The sequence below is a fragment of the Rhizobium sp. CB3171 genome (genome assembly GCF_029714265.1).
In the GTDB taxonomy this organism is placed as follows: Bacteria; Pseudomonadota; Alphaproteobacteria; order Rhizobiales; family Rhizobiaceae; genus Rhizobium.
Map to the genome: position 1 here is coordinate 377,024 of NZ_CP121653.1, position 23,394 is coordinate 400,417.

Annotated in this window: 21 protein-coding genes; 11 read left to right on the forward strand and 10 right to left on the reverse strand. The window is 59.5% G+C overall.

Annotated elements, in window-relative coordinates; genetic code table 11:
• Positions 1-131: 131 nt before the first annotated feature.
• Positions 132-761: a TetR/AcrR family transcriptional regulator gene (locus QA648_RS20940; RefSeq protein ID WP_104826241.1), complete on the forward strand. Its 630-nt coding sequence runs from the start codon at positions 132-134 to the stop codon at positions 759-761.
• A 50-nt stretch (positions 762-811) separates the two neighbouring features.
• Here QA648_RS20940 and QA648_RS20945 read toward each other — a convergent pair whose 3' ends face one another.
• Complete coding sequence (locus tag QA648_RS20945) at positions 812-1,231, reverse strand: Rrf2 family transcriptional regulator (protein ID WP_283053390.1); 420 nt, start codon at positions 1,229-1,231, stop codon at positions 812-814.
• A gap of 278 nt (positions 1,232-1,509) precedes the next feature.
• Here QA648_RS20945 and hmpA point away from each other — a divergent pair, with 278 nt between their 5' ends.
• On the forward strand, positions 1,510-2,721 hold the full coding sequence (gene hmpA, locus QA648_RS20950; protein ID WP_283053391.1) for an NO-inducible flavohemoprotein: 1,212 nt from the start codon (positions 1,510-1,512) through the stop codon (positions 2,719-2,721).
• Positions 2,722-2,789: 68 nt separating this feature from the next.
• Here hmpA and QA648_RS20955 read toward each other — a convergent pair whose 3' ends face one another.
• The 3 genes from QA648_RS20955 to QA648_RS20965 form a co-directional block, all read right to left on the reverse strand.
• Positions 2,790-4,784, reverse strand: coding sequence for a glycosyltransferase (locus QA648_RS20955; protein ID WP_283053393.1), 1,995 nt, complete (start codon positions 4,782-4,784; stop codon positions 2,790-2,792).
• Complete coding sequence (locus QA648_RS20960; RefSeq protein ID WP_104826245.1) at positions 4,766-5,998, reverse strand: HlyD family efflux transporter periplasmic adaptor subunit; 1,233 nt, start codon at positions 5,996-5,998, stop codon at positions 4,766-4,768. Before QA648_RS20960 ends, QA648_RS20955 begins: the two co-directional genes overlap by 19 nt.
• A 244-nt stretch (positions 5,999-6,242) precedes the next feature.
• Complete coding sequence (locus QA648_RS20965) at positions 6,243-7,799, reverse strand: EAL domain-containing protein (RefSeq protein WP_283053395.1); 1,557 nt, start codon at positions 7,797-7,799, stop codon at positions 6,243-6,245.
• Positions 7,800-8,081: 282 nt separating this feature from the next.
• Here QA648_RS20965 and QA648_RS20970 point away from each other — a divergent pair, with 282 nt between their 5' ends.
• Entirely contained in the window at positions 8,082-8,465 is a 384-nt protein-coding gene (locus tag QA648_RS20970; RefSeq protein ID WP_283053397.1) for a hypothetical protein, read from the forward strand.
• A gap of 144 nt (positions 8,466-8,609) precedes the next feature.
• On the opposite strand, the gene QA648_RS20975 is transcribed toward QA648_RS20970, so the two are convergent.
• Both QA648_RS20975 and QA648_RS20980 read right to left on the reverse strand, forming a co-directional pair.
• Positions 8,610-10,475, reverse strand: a complete 1,866-nt coding sequence (locus QA648_RS20975) for a methyl-accepting chemotaxis protein (RefSeq protein WP_283053398.1) — start codon at positions 10,473-10,475, stop codon at positions 8,610-8,612.
• A 410-nt stretch (positions 10,476-10,885) separates the two neighbouring features.
• Positions 10,886-11,674: an IclR family transcriptional regulator gene (locus QA648_RS20980; RefSeq protein ID WP_283053400.1), complete on the reverse strand. Its 789-nt coding sequence runs from the start codon at positions 11,672-11,674 to the stop codon at positions 10,886-10,888.
• Between the two features lie 224 nt (positions 11,675-11,898).
• Here QA648_RS20980 and QA648_RS20985 point away from each other — a divergent pair, with 224 nt between their 5' ends.
• From QA648_RS20985 to QA648_RS21020, 8 genes are read left to right on the forward strand one after another with little or no spacing between them, the layout of a single operon-like run.
• Complete coding sequence (locus QA648_RS20985; protein WP_283053402.1) at positions 11,899-12,969, forward strand: ABC transporter substrate-binding protein; 1,071 nt, start codon at positions 11,899-11,901, stop codon at positions 12,967-12,969.
• Positions 12,970-12,990: 21 nt separating this feature from the next.
• The gene (locus QA648_RS20990) at positions 12,991-14,499 is read left to right on the forward strand and encodes a sugar ABC transporter ATP-binding protein (RefSeq protein WP_260304792.1); all 1,509 of its coding nucleotides are present in this window, start codon (positions 12,991-12,993) and stop codon (positions 14,497-14,499) included.
• Complete coding sequence (locus tag QA648_RS20995) at positions 14,496-15,461, forward strand: ABC transporter permease (protein WP_104826251.1); 966 nt, start codon at positions 14,496-14,498, stop codon at positions 15,459-15,461. Before QA648_RS20990 ends, QA648_RS20995 begins: the two co-directional genes overlap by 4 nt.
• Entirely contained in the window at positions 15,458-16,399 is a 942-nt protein-coding gene (locus QA648_RS21000; RefSeq protein WP_283053404.1) for an ABC transporter permease, read from the forward strand. The genes QA648_RS20995 and QA648_RS21000 overlap by 4 nt, the downstream gene beginning before the upstream one ends.
• A complete protein-coding gene (locus QA648_RS21005) occupies positions 16,396-17,352 on the forward strand; it encodes an amidohydrolase family protein (RefSeq protein ID WP_283053406.1) in 957 nt (318 codons plus the stop codon). Before QA648_RS21000 ends, QA648_RS21005 begins: the two co-directional genes overlap by 4 nt.
• Entirely contained in the window at positions 17,345-18,655 is a 1,311-nt protein-coding gene (locus tag QA648_RS21010; protein WP_283053408.1) for an alanine racemase, read from the forward strand. Before QA648_RS21005 ends, QA648_RS21010 begins: the two co-directional genes overlap by 8 nt.
• Positions 18,656-18,691: 36 nt before the next feature.
• Complete coding sequence (locus QA648_RS21015; protein WP_283053410.1) at positions 18,692-19,036, forward strand: RidA family protein; 345 nt, start codon at positions 18,692-18,694, stop codon at positions 19,034-19,036.
• 31 nt (positions 19,037-19,067) lie between these two features.
• Positions 19,068-20,081, forward strand: coding sequence for a succinylglutamate desuccinylase/aspartoacylase family protein (locus QA648_RS21020; protein WP_283053413.1), 1,014 nt, complete (start codon positions 19,068-19,070; stop codon positions 20,079-20,081).
• 8 nt (positions 20,082-20,089) lie between these two features.
• On the opposite strand, the gene QA648_RS21025 is transcribed toward QA648_RS21020, so the two are convergent.
• From QA648_RS21025 to QA648_RS21040, 4 genes are all read right to left on the reverse strand, one after another.
• Positions 20,090-21,274 (reverse strand): hypothetical protein, encoded by a 1,185-nt coding sequence (locus tag QA648_RS21025; protein WP_283053415.1) that lies wholly within the window; start codon positions 21,272-21,274, stop codon positions 20,090-20,092.
• A 141-nt stretch (positions 21,275-21,415) separates the two neighbouring features.
• Positions 21,416-22,183: an SDR family oxidoreductase gene (locus QA648_RS21030; protein WP_104826258.1), complete on the reverse strand. Its 768-nt coding sequence runs from the start codon at positions 22,181-22,183 to the stop codon at positions 21,416-21,418.
• Positions 22,184-22,308: 125 nt separating this feature from the next.
• The gene (locus tag QA648_RS21035; RefSeq protein WP_260304800.1) at positions 22,309-23,013 is read right to left on the reverse strand and encodes a response regulator transcription factor; all 705 of its coding nucleotides are present in this window, start codon (positions 23,011-23,013) and stop codon (positions 22,309-22,311) included.
• A gap of 1 nt (position 23,014) precedes the next feature.
• Positions 23,015-23,392, reverse strand: coding sequence for a response regulator (locus QA648_RS21040; RefSeq protein ID WP_260305285.1), 378 nt, complete (start codon positions 23,390-23,392; stop codon positions 23,015-23,017).
• Positions 23,393-23,394 lie beyond the last annotated feature (2 nt).

Sequence of the window (23,394 nt, forward strand, 5' to 3'; positions counted from 1 at the left end):
TCATCCCCTCGATGGCGGAATTCATGATGATGTTTCCGCCAAATAATATTGACTGACTGATTAGTCAATGAAATAAATGATGACTGTGAAGCTGATTGTGTCGGAATATCCCGAGACAAGGAGGACGTGAGATGTCGGTAGCAAAACAAGCGGGGCTGCGGGCGCAGCGCAAAGCGCAACGGCCCGGGGAAATCCTCGATGCGGCCTTCGAGGAATTCGTCGAGCGCGGCTATGTGGCGACACGCGTCGAGGACATCGCCAGTCGCGTTGGCGTGACGAAGGGGACGATTTATTTCTATTTCGAGACGAAGGAACGGCTGTTCGAGGAGGTGATCCGTCGCATCTCCGTTTCATTCGTCGATGTCAGCGCCAAAGCAAAGACGCTGAGCGGGCCTTACTCGCAAAGGATCAGGACCTTCCTCCGGCTGGTTTATGATCGTCTCGTGACGGACCGGAATACGAGGGAACTCATGCGCTTTGTCATCGCGGAGGGGTCACGGTTTCCCCAGGTCGTGGATCGCCATCATGAGGAATTCATCGTCCCGCTTATGGACGCGACGCAGAAGCTCTTTGAAGAGGGGGTTGCTGCCGGTGAACTGCGAGATGCGCCGGCGATCAAGATTCCGGATACGGTGATAGGAGCCGCCGTGATGTTATGCGTCTCGCAGATGATCTTCGCAGATCGCAAACCGCAGGACGTCGAGGCGTTTTTCGAAGCGCATGTCGATCTCATTCTTCGTGGATTGATAACGAAGAACTGAGTTGGCGGGCCATCCATGGCATCGCCGCCGATGCTTGCGGAAGCTTGTTTTCAAGACGCTTTCAGCAGATGGGTGAAATCGCCCTTGCGTGCAAGGACATCAGCCAGGGAATAGCGATCGAGGGTTGTCAGAAAAGATTGCAATGCCTCGTCCAACACGCTGGTCAGACCGCAGGCGGGCGCGATGATGCACGAGCCGCAGCCGACCAGATCAAAGTCGTCTTCCGTGTGGCGGATCAGTGCGCCGACATTGATTTCGGCGGGCGGCTTCGCCAGACGTATGCCGCCATGACGTCCGCGCACGCTCTCAAGATAGCCGGCATTCACCAGATCGTTGACGACTTTCATCAGGTGGTTTTGCGAGATGGCATAGGCCCGGGCGATATCGGCGATCGAGGATAACCTCTCCGGTTCCCTGCCAAGATAAAGCATCACGCGCATGGCGTAGTCAGTGTAGCGCGTCATTCGCATCTGCATATCTCCAAATGATGTATTCTTGTTGCATGTTTTCCTGCCAAGGTATAGATGCATTCTGGATGCATGATTGGAGTTGGGCAATGGCGGGGTTAACGCTTGATGGCTGGGGGCAAAGTCACCTCATTGACGCGTTTTACGCCCGTGTCCCCGGTCGACACGAGGTTTGGCCCGATCTTCAAGGAAATGTCGCCGATCGATGCTCAGCCGCCGATGGCGGCCGATCGCACGTCTTCAGCTTCCCCCGAAATTATTCGATTCATTAGGAGATATCGATGAAACAACCCCTCAGCACGCAGACCATTGCGCTGGTCAAGGCCACCGTTCCCGCGCTCGAAGCCCACGGTCTCGAGATCGTGCGGGAGATGTACGCACGCATGTTCCAGAACCCGGAAATTCGGGATCTGTTCAACCAGTCGCATCACGGTGATGCCGGGTCGCAGCCGCGCGCCCTGACCGGAGCAATCCTCGCCTATGCCAGCAATATCGACAATCTGGGCGCGCTTGCGCCTGCCGTCGAGAGGATCGCGCAGAAGCATGTCGGGCTTCAAATTCTTCCCCAACATTACCCCTATGTCGCGGACGCCCTGCTCGGCGCCATCAAGGCCGTCCTGGGCGATGCCGCGACCGATGATATCCTCGCCGCATGGGGAGAAGCCTACTGGTTCCTTGCTCATATTCTGATTGCGCGTGAGGAGCGCATCTACACGGAACAGAAGGAAATTGCCGGCGGCTGGAACGGCTGGCGGGAGTTCCGTGTCGAGAAGGTGATCCGCGAAAGCAGCGTCATCAAGTCGTTCATCCTGCGGCCGGTCAACGGCGGCAGCGTCATGAACCACAAGCCCGGGCAATACCTGACGTTTTGGTTTGAAATCCCCGGCCATCCCCCGGTCAAACGTAATTATTCGATTTCGGCGGCACCGAATGGCGAAACCTATCGCATCTCGGTGAAGCGTGAGCCTCTTGGTCTCGCGTCGGGATGGCTCCATGACGAGGTCGTGGCGGGAACGATCCTTAGGGTTGCCGCGCCCGCGGGCGAATTCTTCCTCGCCGATCATCCCGAACGCCCGGTGGTGCTGCTTTCGGGCGGCGTGGGTCTTACGCCGATGGTGGCAATGCTGGAGGCGTTGGTCGCCCGCGGCAACCAGGTGCCGGTCCACTATATCCACGGCACGCATGATCGCGAGACGCATGCGATGCGCGACCATGTCCGCGCGCTTGCAGCAACGGCCAAAGCGGTACGCGTCACCGATTTCCACCAGACGCCGCTTGCCGATGAAGCCGACGGCCGGGATTATGATGTGGCAGGCATTATTACCGACGACTGGCTGATCTCGAATACGCCCGTCGCCGAGGCGGACTATTATATCTGCGGGCCTCGCCTTTTCTTGCGCGCAGCGGTTACGGCGCTATCGCTTGCAGGTGTGCCGTCGAGCCGCATTCACTATGAGTTCTTCGGTCCGGCCGACGAGCTGCTCGCGGCTTGAGGGAATTGTTCAGGTAGAAGCCGTTCTGCGAAGGGAGCCGGTGGCTCCCTTCGCGTTCGAATTTTTGGCTACAACGTGCGCGTTCGCCCGAAGGAACGAAGCAGAAGATTGACGGAGACGGCGACCTTGTCGATGTCGCGGATGTCCTGTGAATATTGACCGGTGTAGAGCTTCACGATCATTTTGTCGCGATCGGATTCGCTGAGTTCGAAATGCAGATGAAGATAGTAAGCTTGCCGATCGCCGCCGCGGGCTATGCTTCTTCGCCGCTGAGTGACCTGTTTGAGTTCCGATCTGAATGGCGTAAAGCCATCAAACTTCAGCATGACGGATCGAGACTGAAACTGGGTTTCAACCGGCACTGCGACGACAGCCTTGTCCAGCGCGAGGCTGACGACCTGGCCAGGAATACCGTCGACCGTAGCAGCCTCTTCAAGTTTGAACGCGTGAAACAATCGCCGGGGTTTTTCAAAGCAGATGAGGGAGGCGATGATCATAACGATAATATTGATACCTGCCCACAAGGCTGCGATCGGCGAAAACTGTCCTTGAACATTGGTCGTCTCCGGCACGATGTTGATCAGCAGGCCGGCGGCGGTGATCGCGACTAGGCTCGCGATACAGATAAAAGTGTATCTATCGAACTGGTTTTCTTCATTGCCGCTACCCTTCGGCGTCACCCTGAACGGCTTGCCGAACGGGCGGATCACGCTGGAAACGACAGTCGGCAGCATTCGGAACGTTGCAAATGTACCGACCGCACTTGAAATTATAGGCAGGTAGCGCGTCGGCGTTATCCATAGCATGAGCAGGAAATAGGCCGTCAGCAGCGGTATCTGATAGGAAACGTAGTCGGCAATATCGGTGAAATAAAGCGGCAGCAGCCCGAACCAGAGATAGACGATCGGGACGATCAATATCATGAAGCGAACCAGATATTGCACCAGCCACGACGCCGGCAGGAACATGATCCGTTGAAAGAGCGACAATCCCGGGCCGCGCAGCGGACCGTTATGCAGATACAGCGTCTGAATGCCGCCCTGACACCACCGCTCGCGCTGCACGAAATAGCCGGTTAGATTCTCGGCCGCCAGACCCATCGACAGACGCTCGTTCAAGTAGCGTGTCTTGTAGCCCACGTTGAGCATGGACAGCGTGGTCAGCAAATCCTCCGTAATGGACTCCGTTGGAAAGCCACCAATCGCGTCAATCGCTTTGCGGCGGGCGATTGAACACGAGCCGCAGCAAAAACTGACATCCCACACGTCTCTGCTGGGAGCGATCTCGTCGAAAAACAGGCGCTGCTCATCCGGCCAGATATTCTCCAGCCCGAGGTTCGACTGCACCGGATCGGCATTGAAAAAATGTTGCGGCGTTTGAACGATGCCGATGCTTTCATCGGAAAAGAAAGGCAGCGTTCGACGCAGAAAATGCCGGTAAGGCACAAAATCCGCGTCGAAAACCGCGACGAAATCGCCCGAACTGACCTTCAGCCCGTTGTTCATATTGCCTGCTTTGGCGTGCGAATTATCGCCACGCGTGACATGAATTGCGTTCTTTTCTTCGCAAAACCTCTTGAGCCAGTCTCGGCGCTGGTCGTCGAGCACGTATACCCTGAGCTTGTCGGCCGGGTAATCGAGCGACAACGCACCGACGATGGTTCTTTCGAGCACGTCGAGCGGTTCGTTATAGGTGGGAATGAAGACGTCCACCGTCGGCAGCTCTCGCTGGTCACGGGCAAAGAAGACACGCGCCAGCTTGTCTGCTTCGGCACTCCGATCGACATAACGGCTCATCAGCACGAGAAAAAGTACAACCTCGGTAAAGGCCAACATCTCCACGAGGAAGACAAACCATACCCAATAGAAATTGAGGCCGTCATAGGGGTAGGGAAGAACGGTTTCCGTCAGCCGCCAAAGGATGTAGCGCAATGCGATGGCTGCAACGAGCGCGCAGGTAACTGCCCGCGTCCAGGTATGGTGACGCGACCAATTGAATGGCCCTAAGAGAAAGAGGGCCAGAACCAGAAAGGTCGGAGCCAGCGCTAGAAGATACTGAACCACAGGTTTTTAACCCAATTCGTCAAGCCAATCCCGTGTTTGGGAAACCGTACCTGCACCGTTCGCCCGACCTGACAGAAATTCGCGAAGTCGTCGTTCATAAAGGACGGCTCGAGGCGAACCCGAATGCGGGCATTACGCTGTGACGATGCTGGCAGACTGGCCGCAAAGGAATCGCTCTCGACAGCCGCCGAACTGCCCTTTACGGAAACGACCGTGCCATCGAAGACATCGGTGCGGCCGAACAGTCGCACCTGCGCGGTAAGTCCAGGATAAATTTCGTCATAGTCGACCTCGGGAACAAGGATATCGACAAATAGCTCTCGGCAGTCGAGGAGGCGCATCAACTCGTTGTTGAGCACGACATTGGAGCCGTTGACGATGGTCCTGCTCCAAATCACACCATCGAATGGTGCTGTTGCGGTTGCGGATTCAAGGTTGCCCACGCGGTTGCGTTCTTCGATCAACTGCTTTTCGACCTCGGCGGCGCGTGTCTCGTTTTCAGCTATGCGTGAGTCCAAGTCACCGATGCGAACGATGACGTCGTCCTGGCGTTGTCGCGAATAGGGCACATCATTCTGCCCGTCGCCGAACACGAAGATGCCTTGGCGAATGGCATCGAGCCTCTGCTCCAACTGATCGACGGTCAAATTGCTGATTTCGACCTCCCCGCCGGTCGCAGCTCCGGCGGCACGCGCGGCTTCAACCATCCTCTGCGTGAGAATACCTTTTGACTCCAGGTCCATCCGGCGGCTTAGGTCGACCTGCGCGGCAAGATCCTGGGCCTGGGAGACCTCGACTTTCTTTCTCAGTATCTCCACTTCCCGTTCCAGATTGGAAATTGTGGCCTGCTTGAAAATTTCCAACCGTTTGGATAGCTGCTCGCGAAGTCCGGAAAGCTCGTCCCGCTCCTTTTTCAGCGCCACCACACGGTCGCGCGCAGTGTTGCGGTCTGCTTCCAGCGAAGCAAGGATTGCACGATTGACGCGTGGGTTTTTGATATCTGCAAGTGTCTGACCCTCTTTGACAGGGGTACCAACCTTAGCAGGCTCTCCTTCAATCACACCGTCAATAGGGGAATTGACGACAGCGAAGCGGGCATTGACCGTGCCGTCACGGCTCGTAAAGCCGGTGATTGCCGGTAGCGAGACGATAACAGCGATCGCCAGCAGCAGCAGTCCGACACTGATACGTGTAATGCGATGATTTAAGATCATGTTGCCAAACGAAGAAACCGCGTTGAGAGCCCTGCGCGTCGCCGAATCATTTTCGACAACAATTACAACTAAATCTTGCGTAATTTAGCGTAACGAAAATTAGCAGGCAAGTGACGGTCGCAAAATATGGATAACGAAAAGCGGGCGCGGCGCGCGTGCATCAGTTGCACGTTGACGCGTCCTTTATTGCAAGGAAGCCGGCTACGATCGGACATTTTGGTGGAAGATGTAGTATAGAAGCAGCCTAAGCCGTTTTGAGGATCTCCGCGCGATCCCTCAGATATGACATCGTGTCGGAAAACGGCATGGCTTTGCCGAAGAGGTAGCCCTGTCCGATATCGCATCCCGCACGTAAGAAATATGCCAGTTGGGTATTGTCCTCGATGCCCTCGACGGTCGTCTTCACATCCAAGCCTTGGCTCATCATGAGCAGCGCTTGGACAATTTTCTCATGGCGGTCGTCGTGCTCGCGGGCGGATCTGACGAAGCTTTTGTCGATTTTGATCTTGTCGAACTGGTATCGTGCGAGCTGCGCCAAGCTGGAATAGCCGGTGCCGAAATCGTCCAGTGCGATTTGTATGCCCGCGTTGTGAAGATCCCCAATAATTGCGGCAGCGAGATCCGGATCGCGGATCAACGCATTCTCGGTGATCTCGACTTCCAGCCGGGACGGCGGCAAGCCTGCGTCATCAAGAATTTCCAGAATTCGAGACACAAGAAGCCGGTCATCCATTTGAACAGCCGAGACGTTGAACGAAAGCGATACGTCCTCAGGCCATGATCTGGCGTTCTCGCACGCTGTCTTGAGGAGCTGCAGAAAAAGCGGCGTCATCAAGCCGGTTTCTTCCGCTATGGGAATGAACAATTGTGGCGAAACGCCTGTGCCGTCGTCCAGCGTCCACCGGGCAAGCGCCTCGAAACCGCACACCTTTCCAGACCGCAGATCAATGAGGGGCTGATAAAATGGCTCGATGTGACCTTCTGTGATCGCCGTTCGAAGTTCGCCCTCAAGCTTTGCACGTGCGGTGACTTTAAGCTGCATTTCCTCGGAGAATCGCAGCGCGATGTTGGCGCCTGCGCTCTTGGCTTCGTAGAGTGCGATATCAGAACGATGGCAAACATCCTGCAGTTCATGGCCATGCTCCGGCCAGCGAGCGTAACCAACGCTCGCTCCGACCTGGCAGGATATCGGCCCGATGTGGATGGGCCGGCTGAGCGCATGGATCAGCAGATTTGCGAACTTTTCGTCTTTCTCTGGGACCAGTCCCCTGGCTATGACGATGAATTCATCGCCTCCGAGACGAAAAACGCATGATTCCTCGGCAAATGCCGATAGTCTTTTTGCGACTTCCTGCAGAAGCCTGTCGCCTCCCTGATGGCCGACCAGATCATTGACCTTCTTGAAGCTGTCCAGGTCAACGGAAAAAATCGTCGCCGTCGGCACCAAATTGTCGTCATCTTCGGTCGCGGGTTTCACGATCTCGAATTTCTCGAAAGCATATCTGTTCGGAAGGCGCGTGAGGTGATCGTGGGTGGCAATCCAGTGTGCCCGCTTTCCCTGTTCTTCCTGACGCAGCATCTCTTTGCGCAGATCGAGGATTCGCAGAAGCGAATAGATAAAGCTCGCGGCGCCGGGGATGATGAATGTCAGGAACAGGACAGCGATCGTGCCGTCGCCAAGGGGTCTCAACCAACCAAAAAATGTTCCATGCCAAAGCAAGCCAATGATCCACAACAGGGATGAACCAGAGGCGAGGACAGCAAGTTGCTTTCCCGCTTTGCTTTCGAAAAATTCACGCATCCTCTTCCCCGCAAGCTATCCGGCATTATGAAAGATGATGTTACATTAGCGTGCAATCATGAGCGCCGGTGTCGCTGTGATTGTGCTACTCTGTGCCCAGCGGATTAAATTTTTCCAAATCATGTCTAGATTTCTTCGAAACTCGGGTCCGAGGGAGTTTCATCACTATTTGCTACCGCTTGCCTAAATTATTGACGATCGACGCTGTCGCGAATGGGAACAATACCAGTCGGAGGGGATTCAAATCTGAGTAAGTCAAGAACTGCGATGGAGGATGAACCAATGACAATCGTGGAGGAATATCGGGCGTTGAAGCGGCAGCCGCGCAATTCTGCAGAGGGGCTGGAAACATTTCGCGGAAAGAAGCCGGTCGTCGTCATTGTCAGTGATCTGGCACGAGAGGCAGGTCGCGAACAAGAGCAGCTCATTCTAAGGGATCGCCGACGTCTTGAAGAGGCCAATCTGGCGGTGGTGCGCGTGCATGACGGCAAGGTGACGCCTCTATTCGGTGCTGGGAGTGGATTGCGGCCCAAGATAGTTCGTGCGCAACTCGACGCCAATTCGGTGGTCGATTTTTGCGTCGCGCTGGTCAGCAAGGAGGGTGAGGTGCTGTTTCGGTCCGCAAAGCCGACCGACAGCGATTTGCTCTTCGCTTTCCTAGAATAGTTTTCTCGGCGTTCCAACCGCTGCGGGTGGCAGGCCGGTAAGCGGCGACCGCCGTTCCGGCGAGCGCCGCGGGGGCTGATGGAACTCCTCCCAGGATACACTGGTGTTTGCCATGGCTCTCCGCCTTTCGAGAGCATCTGCCAGCTATGCAGTCATTCTACGCGCCGGCGCCAGAGGCTCGTGACGCTGCTGTGCTTTCGGGGCAGGGGTCGCGGCCGTTTGGCTGGCTGCGCCGATCCGGAAGCGGCCGAGAAGATTGAAGAGAGCTTCAGCTTCGTTCGCAAGGCTATGGCTGGCAGCGTTCGATTCCACGACCATGGACGTATTCTGCTGCGTGCCTTGATCTATGGTGTTGACCGCCTGGTTGATTTCCTTGAGGCCGGTTGCCTGTTCTCGCGACGCGTCGACGATCGCCGCTACGTTGACGTTAATGGCCTCCACCTGCTGGCCGATCAGATCGAGCGCCTGGCCGGTTTCCCCCACAAGTGTCACGCCGTTTTTCACCTGCTCGCCGGAGGTGTTGATCAAGGTCTTGATCTCCTTGGCGGCGCCGGCCGAGCGTTGCGCAAGCTCGCGAACTTCCTGAGCAACGACGGCAAAACCCTTGCCGGCTTCTCCGGCGCGCGCAGCTTCGACACCCGCATTCAGTGCCAGAAGGTTCGTCTGGAAAGCAATATCGTCGATGACACCGATAATGTTCGAAATCTCGTTCGAAGATGCCTCGATCTCACCCATCGCAGTGATTGCCCGGCGAACGATATCACCCGATTTTTCCGCATTTTCCCGAGCCGTGACGACCAGCCGGCCGGCCTCGTCGGCGCGGCGGCTGGAATCCGTGACGGTCGTCGTGATCTGCTCGAGGGCTGCCGCGGTCTCCTCGACCGAGGCAGCTTGCTGTTCCGTTCGTTTGGATAGGTCGCCGGTTGCCGACCGGACACGATTGGAACCGGTTGCGATCGCCTGTGCGTTCTGGCCGACCTTGCGCAAGGCATCCTCAAGCTGCTCCACCGCAGCGTTGAAGTCTCGGCGCACAAGGTCGAGCGGCGGCGCGAAGGCAACGTCTATCCGGTGTGTGAGATTGCCGCTGGCGAGCTGGCCCAACCCGCTGGCGATCGCATCGACCGCGAGCTTGATATCTGCCGCCTCCCGCGCACGGACATGTTCCTGCTCCGCGCGTCCCTGTTCGGAAAGTGTGCGATTGACCTCTGCCTCAGCCTCGAGCCGCTGATGTTCTTGAGCCTTCGCCTTGAACACGGCAACGGACTTCGCCATCGCGCCGATTTCATCGGAGCGTTCGGAATGGGGCACTTCCTTGGTGTAGTCGCCACCGGCAAGCACACCCATATAGGCCCTCATGCTTTCCAGTGGCACGATGGCCCGGCGCCGCAATAGCAATGTTCCGGCAAGCAGCAACAATATGGATCCGCCAGCAGCGGAGAGCGAGAAGATTGTCCAACGATTTATCTCTTCTCGGGCGCCCTTCTCCTGGCCCGACAGAAACTCGTTCGAGCTGGTCACCAGTTCCTCGACGGCATCCTGATGCAGGTGAAACGTGCCTTTGAGATGAACGAGCAGATCCTTGACCTTTGCCGTATCCTTAGCCGCCAAAGCAGGGAGAATCTCCCGGTCCATTTCCTGCCAGAAGACATCGGATTTGGTCAGCACCGTATTGGCCAGCTGATCCTTCAGATTCTGCGGCAAGCTGGAGGTTTGCCAGTAAGCGCGGCGCTCATTGTAGTCGAGGTGGAGTTTGGCGATTTTGGCCGCATTCGCCTCGGTGACCTCCGGAAAATCACTGGCTTCCAAAGCCAGCATGTAGGATTCCACCACGAAAAGCGGCGGGGGCAGAATATCGGCAACGAGATCTTTTCCGTTGACGACCTGCTCATAGATCGGTCCGTTCACTTTGAGCCGGTTCAAGGCGACCTGCTGCAGCCCTGTCGAGCCGGCAAGCCCTATGGTCATCACGACACCGAAAGCAATAAGGCTTTTTGCAATACTAATGTTCATAATGTTCGCCCTAATAAAAATAAAATTTGTATTCGAGTAACTTGCTTAAATTCTGTTTAATAATGGTTTAATTTTCCGGAAATATTCGTCAAATGGATAGGTTCAGCGTCTTTTGTTGTGTCTTTGACAAAGACTTGAACTGTCGGCTGACCGGTCCAGCGGCTTGTTTTGTGCCTCTCGCTGGATTCATCGGCGGCTTCTCCGATCCGAACGGCGCACGAAGCTACATTCACTTCCCTGTCGCACGACACGCACTGCGCATTTGCGCCCATGCGCAGGCCAGCCAGCATCTCCTTGAGAGCTGCTGGCCGATCTCAGGTTCGGATTGTCGCCGTCCCCTGGCCTAAAGTCCGCAGGGCGTTCGCGGAAAGCAAAGCGCGTTTCGGCTTTGTCGCTCAGCCTTGCAAGAACTATGAAGCTCGCTTCGGCCGTGCTGGGGTCTGGTACAGGCCGAGGGCTGCCTTTTTCAAGCAGGCGAGATAGCGGTCCCGGTTCGCAAGGCCATCGTCGCGCGGCGTAACGAGGCAGAGCGTTCCGGCTGTATGACCGTCCTCGCCGTGTACCGGTACGGCAAAACAGTGCGTGAAGCTGTCGACGATGCTGTTGAAGGTGAAGAAGCCTTCGCGCTCGGCCTGACGCACCTCGGCGATGAAGGTCTTGGGGTCGAGCCATTCGCCGCTGGGCAGACGAAAATCCTCCGGCGGAATGAAGTTCAGGATTTCCTGATCCGAAAGATGCGCAATAAGCAGGCGGCCGGAGGCCGTCCACGGGATCGGAACCGACTGGCCGATATCCGTCGAGATGCGGAATGGCCGGGCGCCTTCGCGCATGCGAACGACCGTATATTTGTTACCATCCATCATGCAGAACTGCGCCGTCTCCCGCGTCTCGTCGGCAAGATGCTCCAGCGCCGTCTCACATTCGCGGGTGAAATCGAAATGGTTCTCATAGGCCGCACCCAGGAAATACAGCTTGCGGCCGAGGTAGACGCGGCCCTCGCCACCCGTAAATTCAAGAATGCCGTTGTGCAGCAGCAGGTTGACGAGCTCGTAGACCGATGAGCGCGGCGCGCCGATCTGCGCGGCGATTTCGTTCGGCTTCAAGGCCTGCCGCTTGTGGCGCAGGAATTCGAGGATCTCGAAGGCGCGGTCGAGCCCTCGGGCGCGTTTGCCGATTGCTTCGTCCTGAACTGCATCCATGTTGCCGAATCCCGATTCTAGTCGTGTCAAATTTTTCAAGTCGTCTCCCGCATCTGTCAATCGCTCCTGCCATTCGCCGTGAACGAATTTTTTGCACCCCCCTTGCGAGGGGAAAAAATCGGCATAAGATCGCCGACGTCCGGTATATAGATCATATGTACATTATAGCGGACATCACACAAATGGCAAGCCTTAAGGCTGCCACGCACAAAAAGGGGAACGACATGACGAAACTTGAAGACACAGCCTCAGCCTCGCTGCGCAGCCGCCTTCTCGCGTGCGCTGCCGCCGCTGCGGTCCTCCTCGCCTTTTCGGCCGGCACGGCGTCGGCGGCAGCCAACTGCATCAAGGGCGATCGCAAGGCGCCCTATACGATCGGCTGGGCGAACATCTATTCTGTCCCGACCTGGATGAAGCAGACCGAAGGGACGATCACCGATGAGGTGGCGGCTCTGAAGAAGGACGGGCTCGTCAAGGACCTGAAGATCACCGATGCGCAGGGCAATGCCCAGACGCAGATCCAGCAGATACAATCGATGATCGACGCGAACCTCGATGCCATCATCGTCGAAGCCGGTTCGTCCACCGCGCTCGACCGCGTCATCTCCGATGCCTGCTCCAAGGGCATTGCCGTCGTCAACTTCGACAGCCTCGTGGACACCAACAATCTCACGGCGAAGATCAACACGGACTCCAACGAATGGGGCCAGAGGGCTGCGCGGTGGATGGTCGATCAGCTTCACGGTAAGGGGAAGATCATCATCATGAACGGTCCCGCCGGCGTTTCCGTCAGCGACGACCGCCGCAAGGGTGCGCAGCCGGTGCTCGATGCCAACAAGGGCATCCAAGTCATCACCGAAACCAATACGGAATATAACGTCGCGCCCGCCCAGGAAGCGATGACGAGCCTGTTGTTCGCCAACCAGCAAATTGATGGCGTTCTGTCGCTAGGTGGCGCACTGTCGGCCGGGTCCGTCATGGCTTTCGACCGCCAGGGCCGCGAACAGGTTCCGACGACAGGCGAAAACGCCCGGCAATTCCTGGAACTCTGGAAAGAGAAGGGCCTGAAGGGCTGGGCGACCATGCAGCCAAACTGGCTCGGCGCGCTCTCCGTCTATGCAGCCGTGCAGGCGCTGCAAGGCAAGGACGTCCCGGCCTTCGTCAAGGTGCCGCTGCCCGTTATCGACGACAGCACGATCGGTGGTTATCTCGCAAGGGCCGACAAGTTCCCGGCTGACGGCTATATCTACTCGGACTACGACAAGGCGCTCTTCGACAAGCTGCTTGCCAAGTAATCCGTCTTGAAGGAAGCCGTCATGAAGGAAGAAAGGCCCCTGCTGGAAGCCCGGCAGGTGTTCAAAGGATTTTTCGGCAATCCCGTTTTGAAGGGCGTCGATATCGCCCTTCTTCCGGGCAGGGTTCACGCCCTGCTCGGTGAGAACGGTGCCGGCAAGTCCACGCTGATCAATCTGCTGTCCGGTGCCCTCCAGCCCGACGGCGGTTCCATCGCCGTCGACGGCAAGCCCGTTGGGCGCTTTAGCCCGGCGGCCGCGCGTGCGGCGGGCATCGCCGTGGTCCAGCAGGAGCTGAGCCTCACGGCGAATCTCTCGATTGCCGAAAATATCGGACTCGGCGCATTTCCGCGCCGGTTCGGTCTCATCGACTATGAAGCTCTTCATCGCGGTGTGCGGGAAGTTTGCGACATGGTGGGGCTTACCGAGCCGATCGACATGCCGGTCGCCGATCTTGCGCTTGGTCGCCGTCAGATGGTGGAGATCGCCAAGGCGCTGTTCCGCAAGCCGCGCGTGCTCATTCTGGATGAGCCTACCTCCTCGCTCTCGGCCCATGAAGCCGGCATTCTTGCCAGCCTGATCGAGACGCTGAGGGATCGCGGCATAGCACTTCTCTATATTTCTCACCGCCTCCATGAGGTGCAGGCGCTTTGTTCGCACGTCACGGTGCTGAAGGATGGCGGGGTCACGGCGGACCAGTCGCTATCCGGCATCGACGGCGAGGGGCTGGTGCGTCTCATGGTCGGCCGCGAGACCGGCGACCTCTTCCCGCCGCGCCGAGCCGCGACGCCCGGTGCGACGCGCATCAGCGTCGAAGATTTTTCCGCCGGCATGGTGCGCAACATCGGCTTCTCCGCCCGTGCCGGCGAGATCGTCGGCATCGGCGGGCTCGTGGGGCAGGGGCAGGAAGACTTGTTGCTCGGCCTTTATGGCGCGATTCCTGCCGCGGCTGCCCGGGCCGAGGTTTCCGGGAAACCCGGCCTGCCTGCCCATGTCGGCGAGGCGAATGCGGCTGGTATCGTCTATGTCCCGGCCGACCGCAAACATGAGGGGCTGGTATTGCCTCATTCCATTGCGTCAAACCTCATCCTGCCCTCGCTCGGACGGCTCGCCAGCAAAGGGCTGCGCGACCTGCAGGCAGAAAGCGGTCTTGTCGCCGATCTTGCGCGCCGTCTGACGATCAAGGGCGACACGGCCCGCCCGGTGCAGGCACTTTCCGGCGGTAACCAGCAGAAGGTGGCGCTCGCCAAATGGCTGCCGCTCGATCCGTCCGTTCTGCTCCTCAACGATCCCACGCGCGGCGTCGACATCGAAACCAAGCGGGAAATCTACCTTATGCTCCGTGCTTTCGCCGCCGAGGGGCGGCTCGTCATCCTGGCCAGTTCCGACACGCCGGAACTGGTGCATCTTTGCGACCGCGTCGTGGTGCTGCGCGAGGGGCGCATCGCGGCGACGCTATCAGGCGCTGCGATCAGCGAAGGGGCGATCGTCGGCGCGGCCATGGGCGTCACGACACAGGAGGCAGCAGCATGAGCACCGTTTCCTCTTCCGCCTGGCTTTATGGCGCGATCCAGCTCCGCCGCAATCGCGGTCTCGGCGGCCTTTATCTGGTGGTTGGCGCTTTTCTTATCCTCTATGTCGTGCTCTTTCCGGGTATCCTTTCCATCAGTGGCTTTTCGAAGTTCACGCAGAACTGGTTCCCGCTCGCGCTCGTCACCATGGCGCAGGCGGTGCTCATGTTGAACGGCGGCATCACGCTGGCGATCGGTCCGCTCGTGAGTCTCGGCGCAGTCATAGCGGCAACGACCATGGAAGGGACATTCGGCGTGCCGGGCGGCATTGTTGCGGTCGCGCTCGCCGGCCTTTCGATCGGCGCTGTCATTGGGGCCATCGTGACGCATCTGCGGCTTCCGGCGATCATCGTCACGCTTGCCGGCTCCTTCATCATAACCGGGGTCGCGCTCATCCTGCTGCCGCGGCCGGGTGGGTTCATTCCCGACTGGCTGTCGGTAACGCTGGCCGGCGATACGCCCGTCGCCTTTCTGCTGCTCGTCGTGACCCTCGTGCTCTGGAAAGCCTTTCTCGCAACGCCGCTCGGCCTCGGCATCTATGCGGCCGGCGACAACCCGATCGGCGCATTCCGTTCCGGTGTCCCGGTCGAGCGGGTGAAGGTTGTCGCCTTTGCGCTCTCCGGTCTTCTGGCGGCGTTGACCGGTCTCTTCGTCGCTGCGCAGACCGGCTCGGGTGATCCGGTGATAGGCACGCCCTTTACACTGAACTCGATTGCTGCCTCCGTGCTTGGCGGCGTCGGCTTTCTTGGCGGCAAGGGCACCATGCGCGGCGCGATCTGCGGCAGCCTGCTGCTTTCGGTCATGATCAACGTCATGTTCTTCCTCGGCTTTCCGCCGGTCGCGCAATATGTCGCGCAGGGCCTGATCATCGTGGGCGCGGTCGCGGTTCCGGAACTTCTCGCACAATGGAAGGTAAGGCGATGAACGTCATCAGGACAGCATTCCGCAACCCGCCGCTCCTGACCTTCCTTCTGGTCTCGCTCGTCTGGATCGTCGCAAGCTTCATGTTGCGCGGGTTCGGTGCCTATGGTCACCTGCGCTATCTGCTGGAGCTCTCAGCGGTGATCGGCATTGTGGCCGCCGGCCAGACGCTCGTCATCCTGATGGGCGGCATCGATCTTTCCGTCGGCGCGGTTATCACCGTGACCGCGATCCTGCTGCCGCTCCTCTCGCCTGCTTGGGATGCGAGCGGCGTCATCGGTATCGCTGCAGCACTTGCCATCGCCGCTGGCGTTGGCCTCATGAACGGTGCGGGTGCGGCCTATCTTCGCGTACCGCCAATCATCATGACGCTTGCCATGGCGACCTTCTTGCAAGGCTTGCTCGTCATCGTTGCCGGCGGCAGTGCGGTTACCGTCAGCAATCCGGCGGTCATTCTGCTTGGCCAGGCGCGGCCGCTCGGCATCCCGGCTGGTATCGTCCTTTGGATTGTGGTCTCGGTTGTCGTCCTGCTGCTCATCCACCGCATGCCGATCGGCGCGCGTTTCCTTGCGCTTGGGGCAAACCCGCTGGCTGCCCGGCTTTCCGGTGTCCGCGTCGGTCGCAACACGCTGATTGTTCATACGCTCTCGGGCTTTTTCGCGGGGCTTGCGGGTATTCTCGTGCTGGGCATGAACCGGCAAGGCTATGTCGGCATCGGCGATCCTTATCTGCTGACCTCGATCGCAGCCGTCGTGCTCGGCGGTACGTCCATCCTCGGCGGCCGCGGCACCTATGCAGGTACTATTCCCGGCGCGATCCTGCTCGTGACGACGACGGCACTGATCACCGTCGTCAATGCCTCGCCCGGTTGGCGCTCCATCATGTTCGGCACGCTGATCCTTGCCCTCTTGCTCGTATCCGGTCGTGAGGGGCGCAGATGACCGAGCGCTATGACGGGCCGTTGATCGACCCGCATCATCACCTCTGGGATCTCAAGCTGGAGCGACACCCTTGGCTTAAAAAAGCGCAGGCGACCGGCGGGGAGACGGCTTTCGGGAGTCTCGCACCGATCCTGCGCAACTACGGCATCGAAGATTATCGCGCCGATGCCGGACGCCAGAACGTGGTTGCAACCGTCCATGTGGAGGCCGGCTGGTCCGATGCGCATCCGCTGGAAGAGAGTCGCTGGCTGGATAGCCTCGACCGTAGCTCCGGCGTGGCACGCCGTTATGTCGCGCGGGTTCCTCTCGATGCGCCGGACGCCATGCGCCTGCTCGAGATGGAAGCGGCAAACCCGAACGTCGTCGGCATCCGCGATATCGTTAGCTGGCATCCGGAACCGGCGAAGCGTTTTGCCCGGCGCGCGGATCTCATGGGTGATCCTGCCTGGCGGGCGGGGCTTGCCCACGCTACGCGGCTCGGGCTTATCTTCGACCTGATGCTTTATCCATGGCAGATGAAGGACGCGCTTGCGCTGGTGCGCGCTTTCCCGGAAACGCTTTTCGTGCTCAACCACGGCGGAAGCCCTGTCGACCGCACGGATGATGGCATGGCGCTCTGGCGCGAAGGCCTGCGGGCGTTTGGCAACGAGCCGAATGTGCGCCTGAAGATTTCCGACCTCGTGGCCTACGACAGCGGGTGGACACTCGAAAGCCTGCGACCGGTGATCGAGCATTGCCTCGATTGTTTCGGCCCGACGCGCTCGATGTTCGCGAGCGATTTCCCGGTGGCGGGGTTATACGCCTCCTTCGACGAGGTCTATCGGGCCTTTCGCACCGTCGCCTCGCAATTCTCTCTCGACGAGCAACGCGCCCTGTTCTTCGCCACGGCCAACGACACCTATCGCCTCGGCATAGCCGATCCGGTCGAGCCCCAGGGAGGCTGCGATGTCTGACCTTCATGCCGCATCCGAAACCGTGCTGATCGATGACCGGGTGCGCGGCTTTCCGCCGGGCCATCCACCGCTCCCGCTTGCGGCAATCGGTAAGCAGGGATGGAAACCTTATGACGGCAGGATGGCCCTGCCGCTGATTTCGCTCGATCGGCAGGCTTTCTCCAGCAATGTCGAGCTGATGATGGCCTATGTGAAGAGCCGTGGCGCCGAAATCGCGCCACATGCCAAGACGCCGATGTCGACGGCATTGGCAGACGCACTTATTGCAGCGGGTGCTTGGGGCACGACGGTTGCCGATATCCGCCAGACTGCGGTTCTGCTCAAGGCAGGACAGCGCCGTCTGATCCTTGCCAATGAGATCGGCGGAGCCGCCGCCGCACGTCGGCTTGCCGCGCTGCTTGCCGGTTATCCTGATGCGGAAGTCCATGTTTTCGTGGATTCGACGGCGCTCGTCGATGCTCTGCGGTCGGCGTGGCGCGAACGTGGAGATCTGCCGCCGCTGGGGCTGATGGTGGAGTTCGGCGCCGGTCGGGCCGGTGTGCGCAGCTCCGACGCTGCGGCAGCAATTCTCGATGCGATCGTTGCTGCCGAAACGCCGACCTTCCGGCTGACCGGCATTGCCGCTTATGAAGGCGCCGCCGCGACCAGCGATGCGGAAGAGACGATGCTTCGCATCACGGCGCTGATGGCGATGACGGCCGAGTTCCTGCCGAAGGTGCGTTCTCGCATAGGCACCGAGCGGCCGCTCCTCGTCACGGCCGGCGGTTCGGTCTTTTTCGACATGGTTGTTGTGGGGCTTTCGTCCGCCGTTGCTGCCGATCCCGCTTGCCGTCTCGTGCTGCGCAGCGGTGCCATCTTCTTTCACGATCACGGCATTTACGAGCGCGGTCTTGCTGGTCTCGATGCGCGCGGTGGCTTCCGCATTGGTGCCGAATTAGCTTCCGCCGCGTCCGGCTTTCGTCCGGCGCTGCGGGTCTGGGCCGAGGTCCTGTCCCGGCCGGAGCCAAGGCTGGCGATCTGCGGCTTGGGCATGCGTGACGTGGCCATGGATCAGGGCATGCCGCGGCCGCTGGCGCTCTATCGTAACGGTGCGCGTCTTGCCGATCTCAGGGGCGCCGAAGTCCTCCGCCTCAATGATCAGCACGCTTTCGTGGCACCTGCAGACGGCAGCGACGTTTCCGTTGGCGACGTGGTCGAATGCGGTATTTCGCATCCCTGCACCTGCCTTGACCGCCACGCAATCCTCTATGGCCTCGACCCGGATCATTCGGTGACGGCGGCCTATCTCACCAGCTTCGGCTGAACTTCCCTCCCAAAGCAAGAAAAGGAAAAACCTTCCATGATCCAACGTTACCAGAAGGGTTCGCGCATGAGCCAAGCTGTCAGCTATGGCGGGCTCGTCTATATTGCCGGCCAGGTCGCGGAAAATCGCAAGGCGGGCATCGAGGAGCAGACCAGCGACGTGCTTGGCAAGATCGATGCCCTTTTGAAAGAAGCCGGTACCGATCGCTCGCGCCTGCTTGCCGTCAACGTCTTCCTGCCGGCGATCACCGATTTCGAGGCGATGAACGGCGTCTATGATGGCTGGATCGACATCGAAAACCCGCCGGCTCGCGCCTGCGTCGAGGCACGTCTCGCCGATCCCGACCTGCGCGTCGAAATGACCGCGATCGCGGCCCTTTAACGGCAAGGCAACCGCCTGGACTGGAGACATCATGCATAGCGGCCTCGTCAATCCGATCGACTTTTCGCGCGAGGGCCGGCAGGCCGGTCATCTCGCCATTCCCTATTCGATCGACCGTTCGCCTTATTATCAGATCCGCATTCCAGTTCTTCGCCTGAAGAATGGCGAGGGGCCGTCCCTGCTTCTGATGGCGGGCAACCATGGCGACGAATATGAGGGCGAACTCCAGCTCGGGCGGCTGTTGCGCCGGTTGGATGTTGCGGAAATCCGCGGCGCCGTCACCATCCTGCCGATGGCGAATCTGCCGGCGGTGATGGCGGCGAGGCGCTGCTCGCCGTTCGATGGCGGCAATCTCAACCGGGCGTTTCCCGGGGATCCGACGGGATCGCCGACGGCGCGTCTCGCCCATTTCCTCGAACATGAACTCTTTCCGCGCCATGACGTCGTGCTCGATCTGCATTCGGGCGGCACGTCCATGGCGCACCTGCCCTGCACGTTGATCGAGCGGCAGGCCGATACGGCCCGCTTCCAGCGGTCGGTCTCGCTGATGCGCGCCATGGGTGCGTCACATGCCTTCATCGCCGACAATGGGCCGACCGCGCCGACATCGCTGGGTGCTGCTGGACGGGCGGGGGCCGTGGGTCTTTCCGGCGAATTCGGCGGCGGCGGAACCGTGACGCCGGAGACAATGGCTTTCACGGCGGCGGCGATCGACCGGCTGCTTATCGCGCTCGGCATTGTCGAGCGTCCGGTTCTCTCCCGCGCACCGCTCTCCGAGCCGGGACCGCTGCAGCTTCTTTCGTTGTCTCGGCACAGCCAGGGCATCTATGCGAACCATAGAGGCTGGTTCGAGCCAGCCGTCGCACTCGGCGCAACCGTTTCTGCCGGCGATCTTGCCGGATGGTACCATGACCTGGAACGTCTGGAGCGGCCGGAGGAAGAGCTGCGCTTTGCGGAGGGCGGCATCGTCATTTCCCATAGGCTGCATTGCGACAGCCAGGCCGGCGACTGCCTGATCCAAGTCGCCGAACCAATCGCATCCTGAGGAGGGGGTCAGGTGATTGCCTCGACCGCCGCCTTGACCCAGTCAAGGCGCTTGGCCGGTATGAGGCCGTAGTTGTAGAAGTTCACGCCATCTGCGCCGGCGACCACCGCGGCTTTGGCGCGCGCCGCGAGGATCGCCGGTCCGTCGACTTCAGGATAGAAGACGCGCAGACCTACGCCGAGGAACTTTCCCGGTCCGATTGCCGCCCGCCCGCTCCGGATGACCTCGCCGACAGCCTCCGGCTCCATGTCGTAGCAGCAGAGGATCGCCCCGTCGCAGAGCTTGCCGACCGACAGGAGATCAACGCCGCCGAGCCAGCCGTCCTTCAGGTCGATAAGCACGATGCGTGTCTCCGGATCAGCCGTGGCCTTGATCTCGCCAATCAGGCTGGTCACCGGTTCGGTGCGCCAGACGAGATAGGCGTATAGATCCGGGTGGTCGCGAAATGCATCGATCCCGGCCGCGGGAAAGTCTGGGAATTGCCGCTCCGGGACAGCTCGCTCGCAGAGTTCCGCGATGAAGCGCGTGACCGATTGGCGCGCGCCTTCGACCGGCACGCCGGCCTTCGTGGCGCGCGCCGTGCAATGGTCGCAGAAGCAGAGCGACAGCAGGAAATCGTCTTCGGCGTTAAGGCCGACGCCGTCTTTCTCGTGGTGATATTCGTGCGCGAACCCCATGAAATTCGGGCTCTCGAGTTCCAGCATATCCGGCCGATAGTTTGTCGTAATGTCGCGGATGAGGGTGACGACATAGGCCCGCGCCGCGGGGCTTGAGGGGCAAAGATTGTAATAGTTGGGATTGCCAAAGGCGTTCCGAGTGACGTGATCGGGATGCAGCATGCCGAGGCGGGTATTATGGAGGCAGACCGTCCAGCACGAGACCTTGAGGCCTGTCGCGTCGCGCCCTTTGACGAGCGCTTCCAGCATGTCGCCGCGCTCGGCTACATTCCTGGCCATCAGCGGCCGGATCTCCTTGTCTTGCCATAGTCTTTCGTCCGGCCGGAAGTAGACCGTCCCGTCTTCGGGAAAATAGGCCTTCTGTTGCGGGCTTCTCGGCTGAAAGAACCGGCCGGCATGATAGGAGGTGGCCATGCTGATCGTGGTGAGGCCTGCGCGGCCGCGAAGGTCGGCGGTAAGCGTTTCAAGCCCCTGATCCTGAATGTCCCAAGGGTAAGTCCACATGGAAAGATGCATGCCGTGCTCCCGCTAATCTGTCCATTTTTTAGAACATGTGTCCATAATAGTGTCCAGGCCGATCTTTGGGTATGCGTTGCCGTTGCACGCTTGCTTGCGGCCCTGTCGTGAGAAGAATGCTGTTTAGTCAGCTATCGACGATCAGATCGCGGTAAAGCCATTGTCGACGAAGAGATGGATACCGTTGACGAAGTTGGATTCGTCCGAGGCGAGGTAGAGGGCGGCGCGCGCCACATCTTCCGGCTCTCCGATCCGGCCTTGCTGCGCCGCGATTGCTTCATCCGAAACATCAACGCCGAGGGCCTGCAACTCAGCCACCTCGCGCAGACCGTGCGGCGTGCGGATGAAGCCGGGGCAAACGGCGTTGCAGCGAATATTGCGATCGCGGAACTCGACGGCAATGGCGCGGGCGAACATGTGCACAGCGCCTTTCGTCGTATCGTAGAGCACTTCCATCGGCGTCGCCGCGACCGCCGAGATCGATGACGTGCAGACGATGGACCCGCCGCCGGCTGCGATCATGCCCGGAAGCACGGCTTTGGTCATCAGGAACATCGAGCGCACGTTGACGCCGTGCAGCCATTCCCATTCTTGCAGCGTCGTTTCGAGAAACGGTTTGATGACGATCGTGCCGGCGTGATTGAAGAGGACGGTCACGGCACCGAAACGGTCCTCGATGCTCTTCACTGCCGCATTGACGGCTGTTTCGTCCGATACATCGGCAACCCAATAGTCAGCAACGCCCCCGGCATCCCGGATCGCCCGTACCGTCTCCTCAGCCGCGTCGCCATTTCGGTCGATAATCGCAACCGTCGCGCCTTCCGCCGCAAACAAGCGTGAAGCAGCCCCGCCCATTCCGGTGGCTCCGCCGGAAATGATGGCAATCTTGTTCTTGAGCCTATCCGTCATTTATTCCCCCGCATGTCATTGTCAGTTTTGAAGAATCTCGCAAGTCCGCGAACTTGTCGACGCCATTTCCGGAAACTGCGCTTGGATTCCTTTCGAGACAAGCCCTTTGTACCAACTCGGCTCAATCATGTTACAGCCCGATGTGCGCCAGCCTCGCGCATCGGTGCCGGCAGTGTTTCCCATGCCCGGATCAGTTCGCCGATAGAGGCTGCCTCCATCTTGTGCATGACATTGCTGCGATGCAGCTTGACCGTCACTTCGCTAATGCCGAGATCGAAGGCGATCTGCTTGTTGAGGCGTCCGTGCGCCACTTCATAGAGAACCTCGCGCTCGCGCTGCGTCAGCGTCTCGAGGCGTTCGATGTTGCGATTGGCGATCGCGGCTTGCGCCCGTCGTTCGGCATCCATGGCAATGCCCGCCGTCACGGCGTCGAGCAATGTTTGGTCCCGCACCGGTTTGGTGAGAAAATCCACGGCGCCGGCCTTCATCGCCTCGACGGTCATCGGAATGTCGCCATGCCCGGTCAGGAAGATGATCGGTTTGGGATTGCCGTTTTCGGCCAGATGACGCTGCAGATGGAGACCACTCGTCCCCGGCATGCGCACATCGAGGATCAAGCAGCCGGGATTGTCCAGGATATCGGCATCAAGCACTTCGCGGGTCGAGGCAAAACTGATGGGCCGGAAGCCCGCCGACAGGATCAACTCCGAGAGTGCCTCCCGAACGGATGCGTCATCATCGACAATGATGACGAGCGGCTGATCTTCTTCGCTTCTCCGCCGCGGTGATGGCGGTGCCGATCTCCGCGGGAAAGATTGTTCAACTTTCATCTTACCCTCCATCTCTTGACTGATGCAAAGCATTGGCGATGGCCGCGAGCAGGGCCTGGGCATCGAATGGTTTCCGGAAAAATCCGCTGATGCCTTGAGCGCGGCCCTGATCCGCTATCTCGTGGCGGCCCGTGATCAGGAAGACCGGCAGCTCCGGACGCAGCTTCCTCACTAGGTCACGAAGCTCAAAGCCATCCATGCCGGGCATCCCGATGTCCGTGATGAGCACGTCTAGGTCCGATAGCCCGTCGACGAGCAATGATCCCGCCGACGGGAAGCTGCGGGCGGCATAGCCAGCGGATTCCAGAAGATCGCCCACCGATTCCAGTAGCCTTGGATCGTCATCAACGATTGCCACTACATGTCTTGTCTTGTTCATAT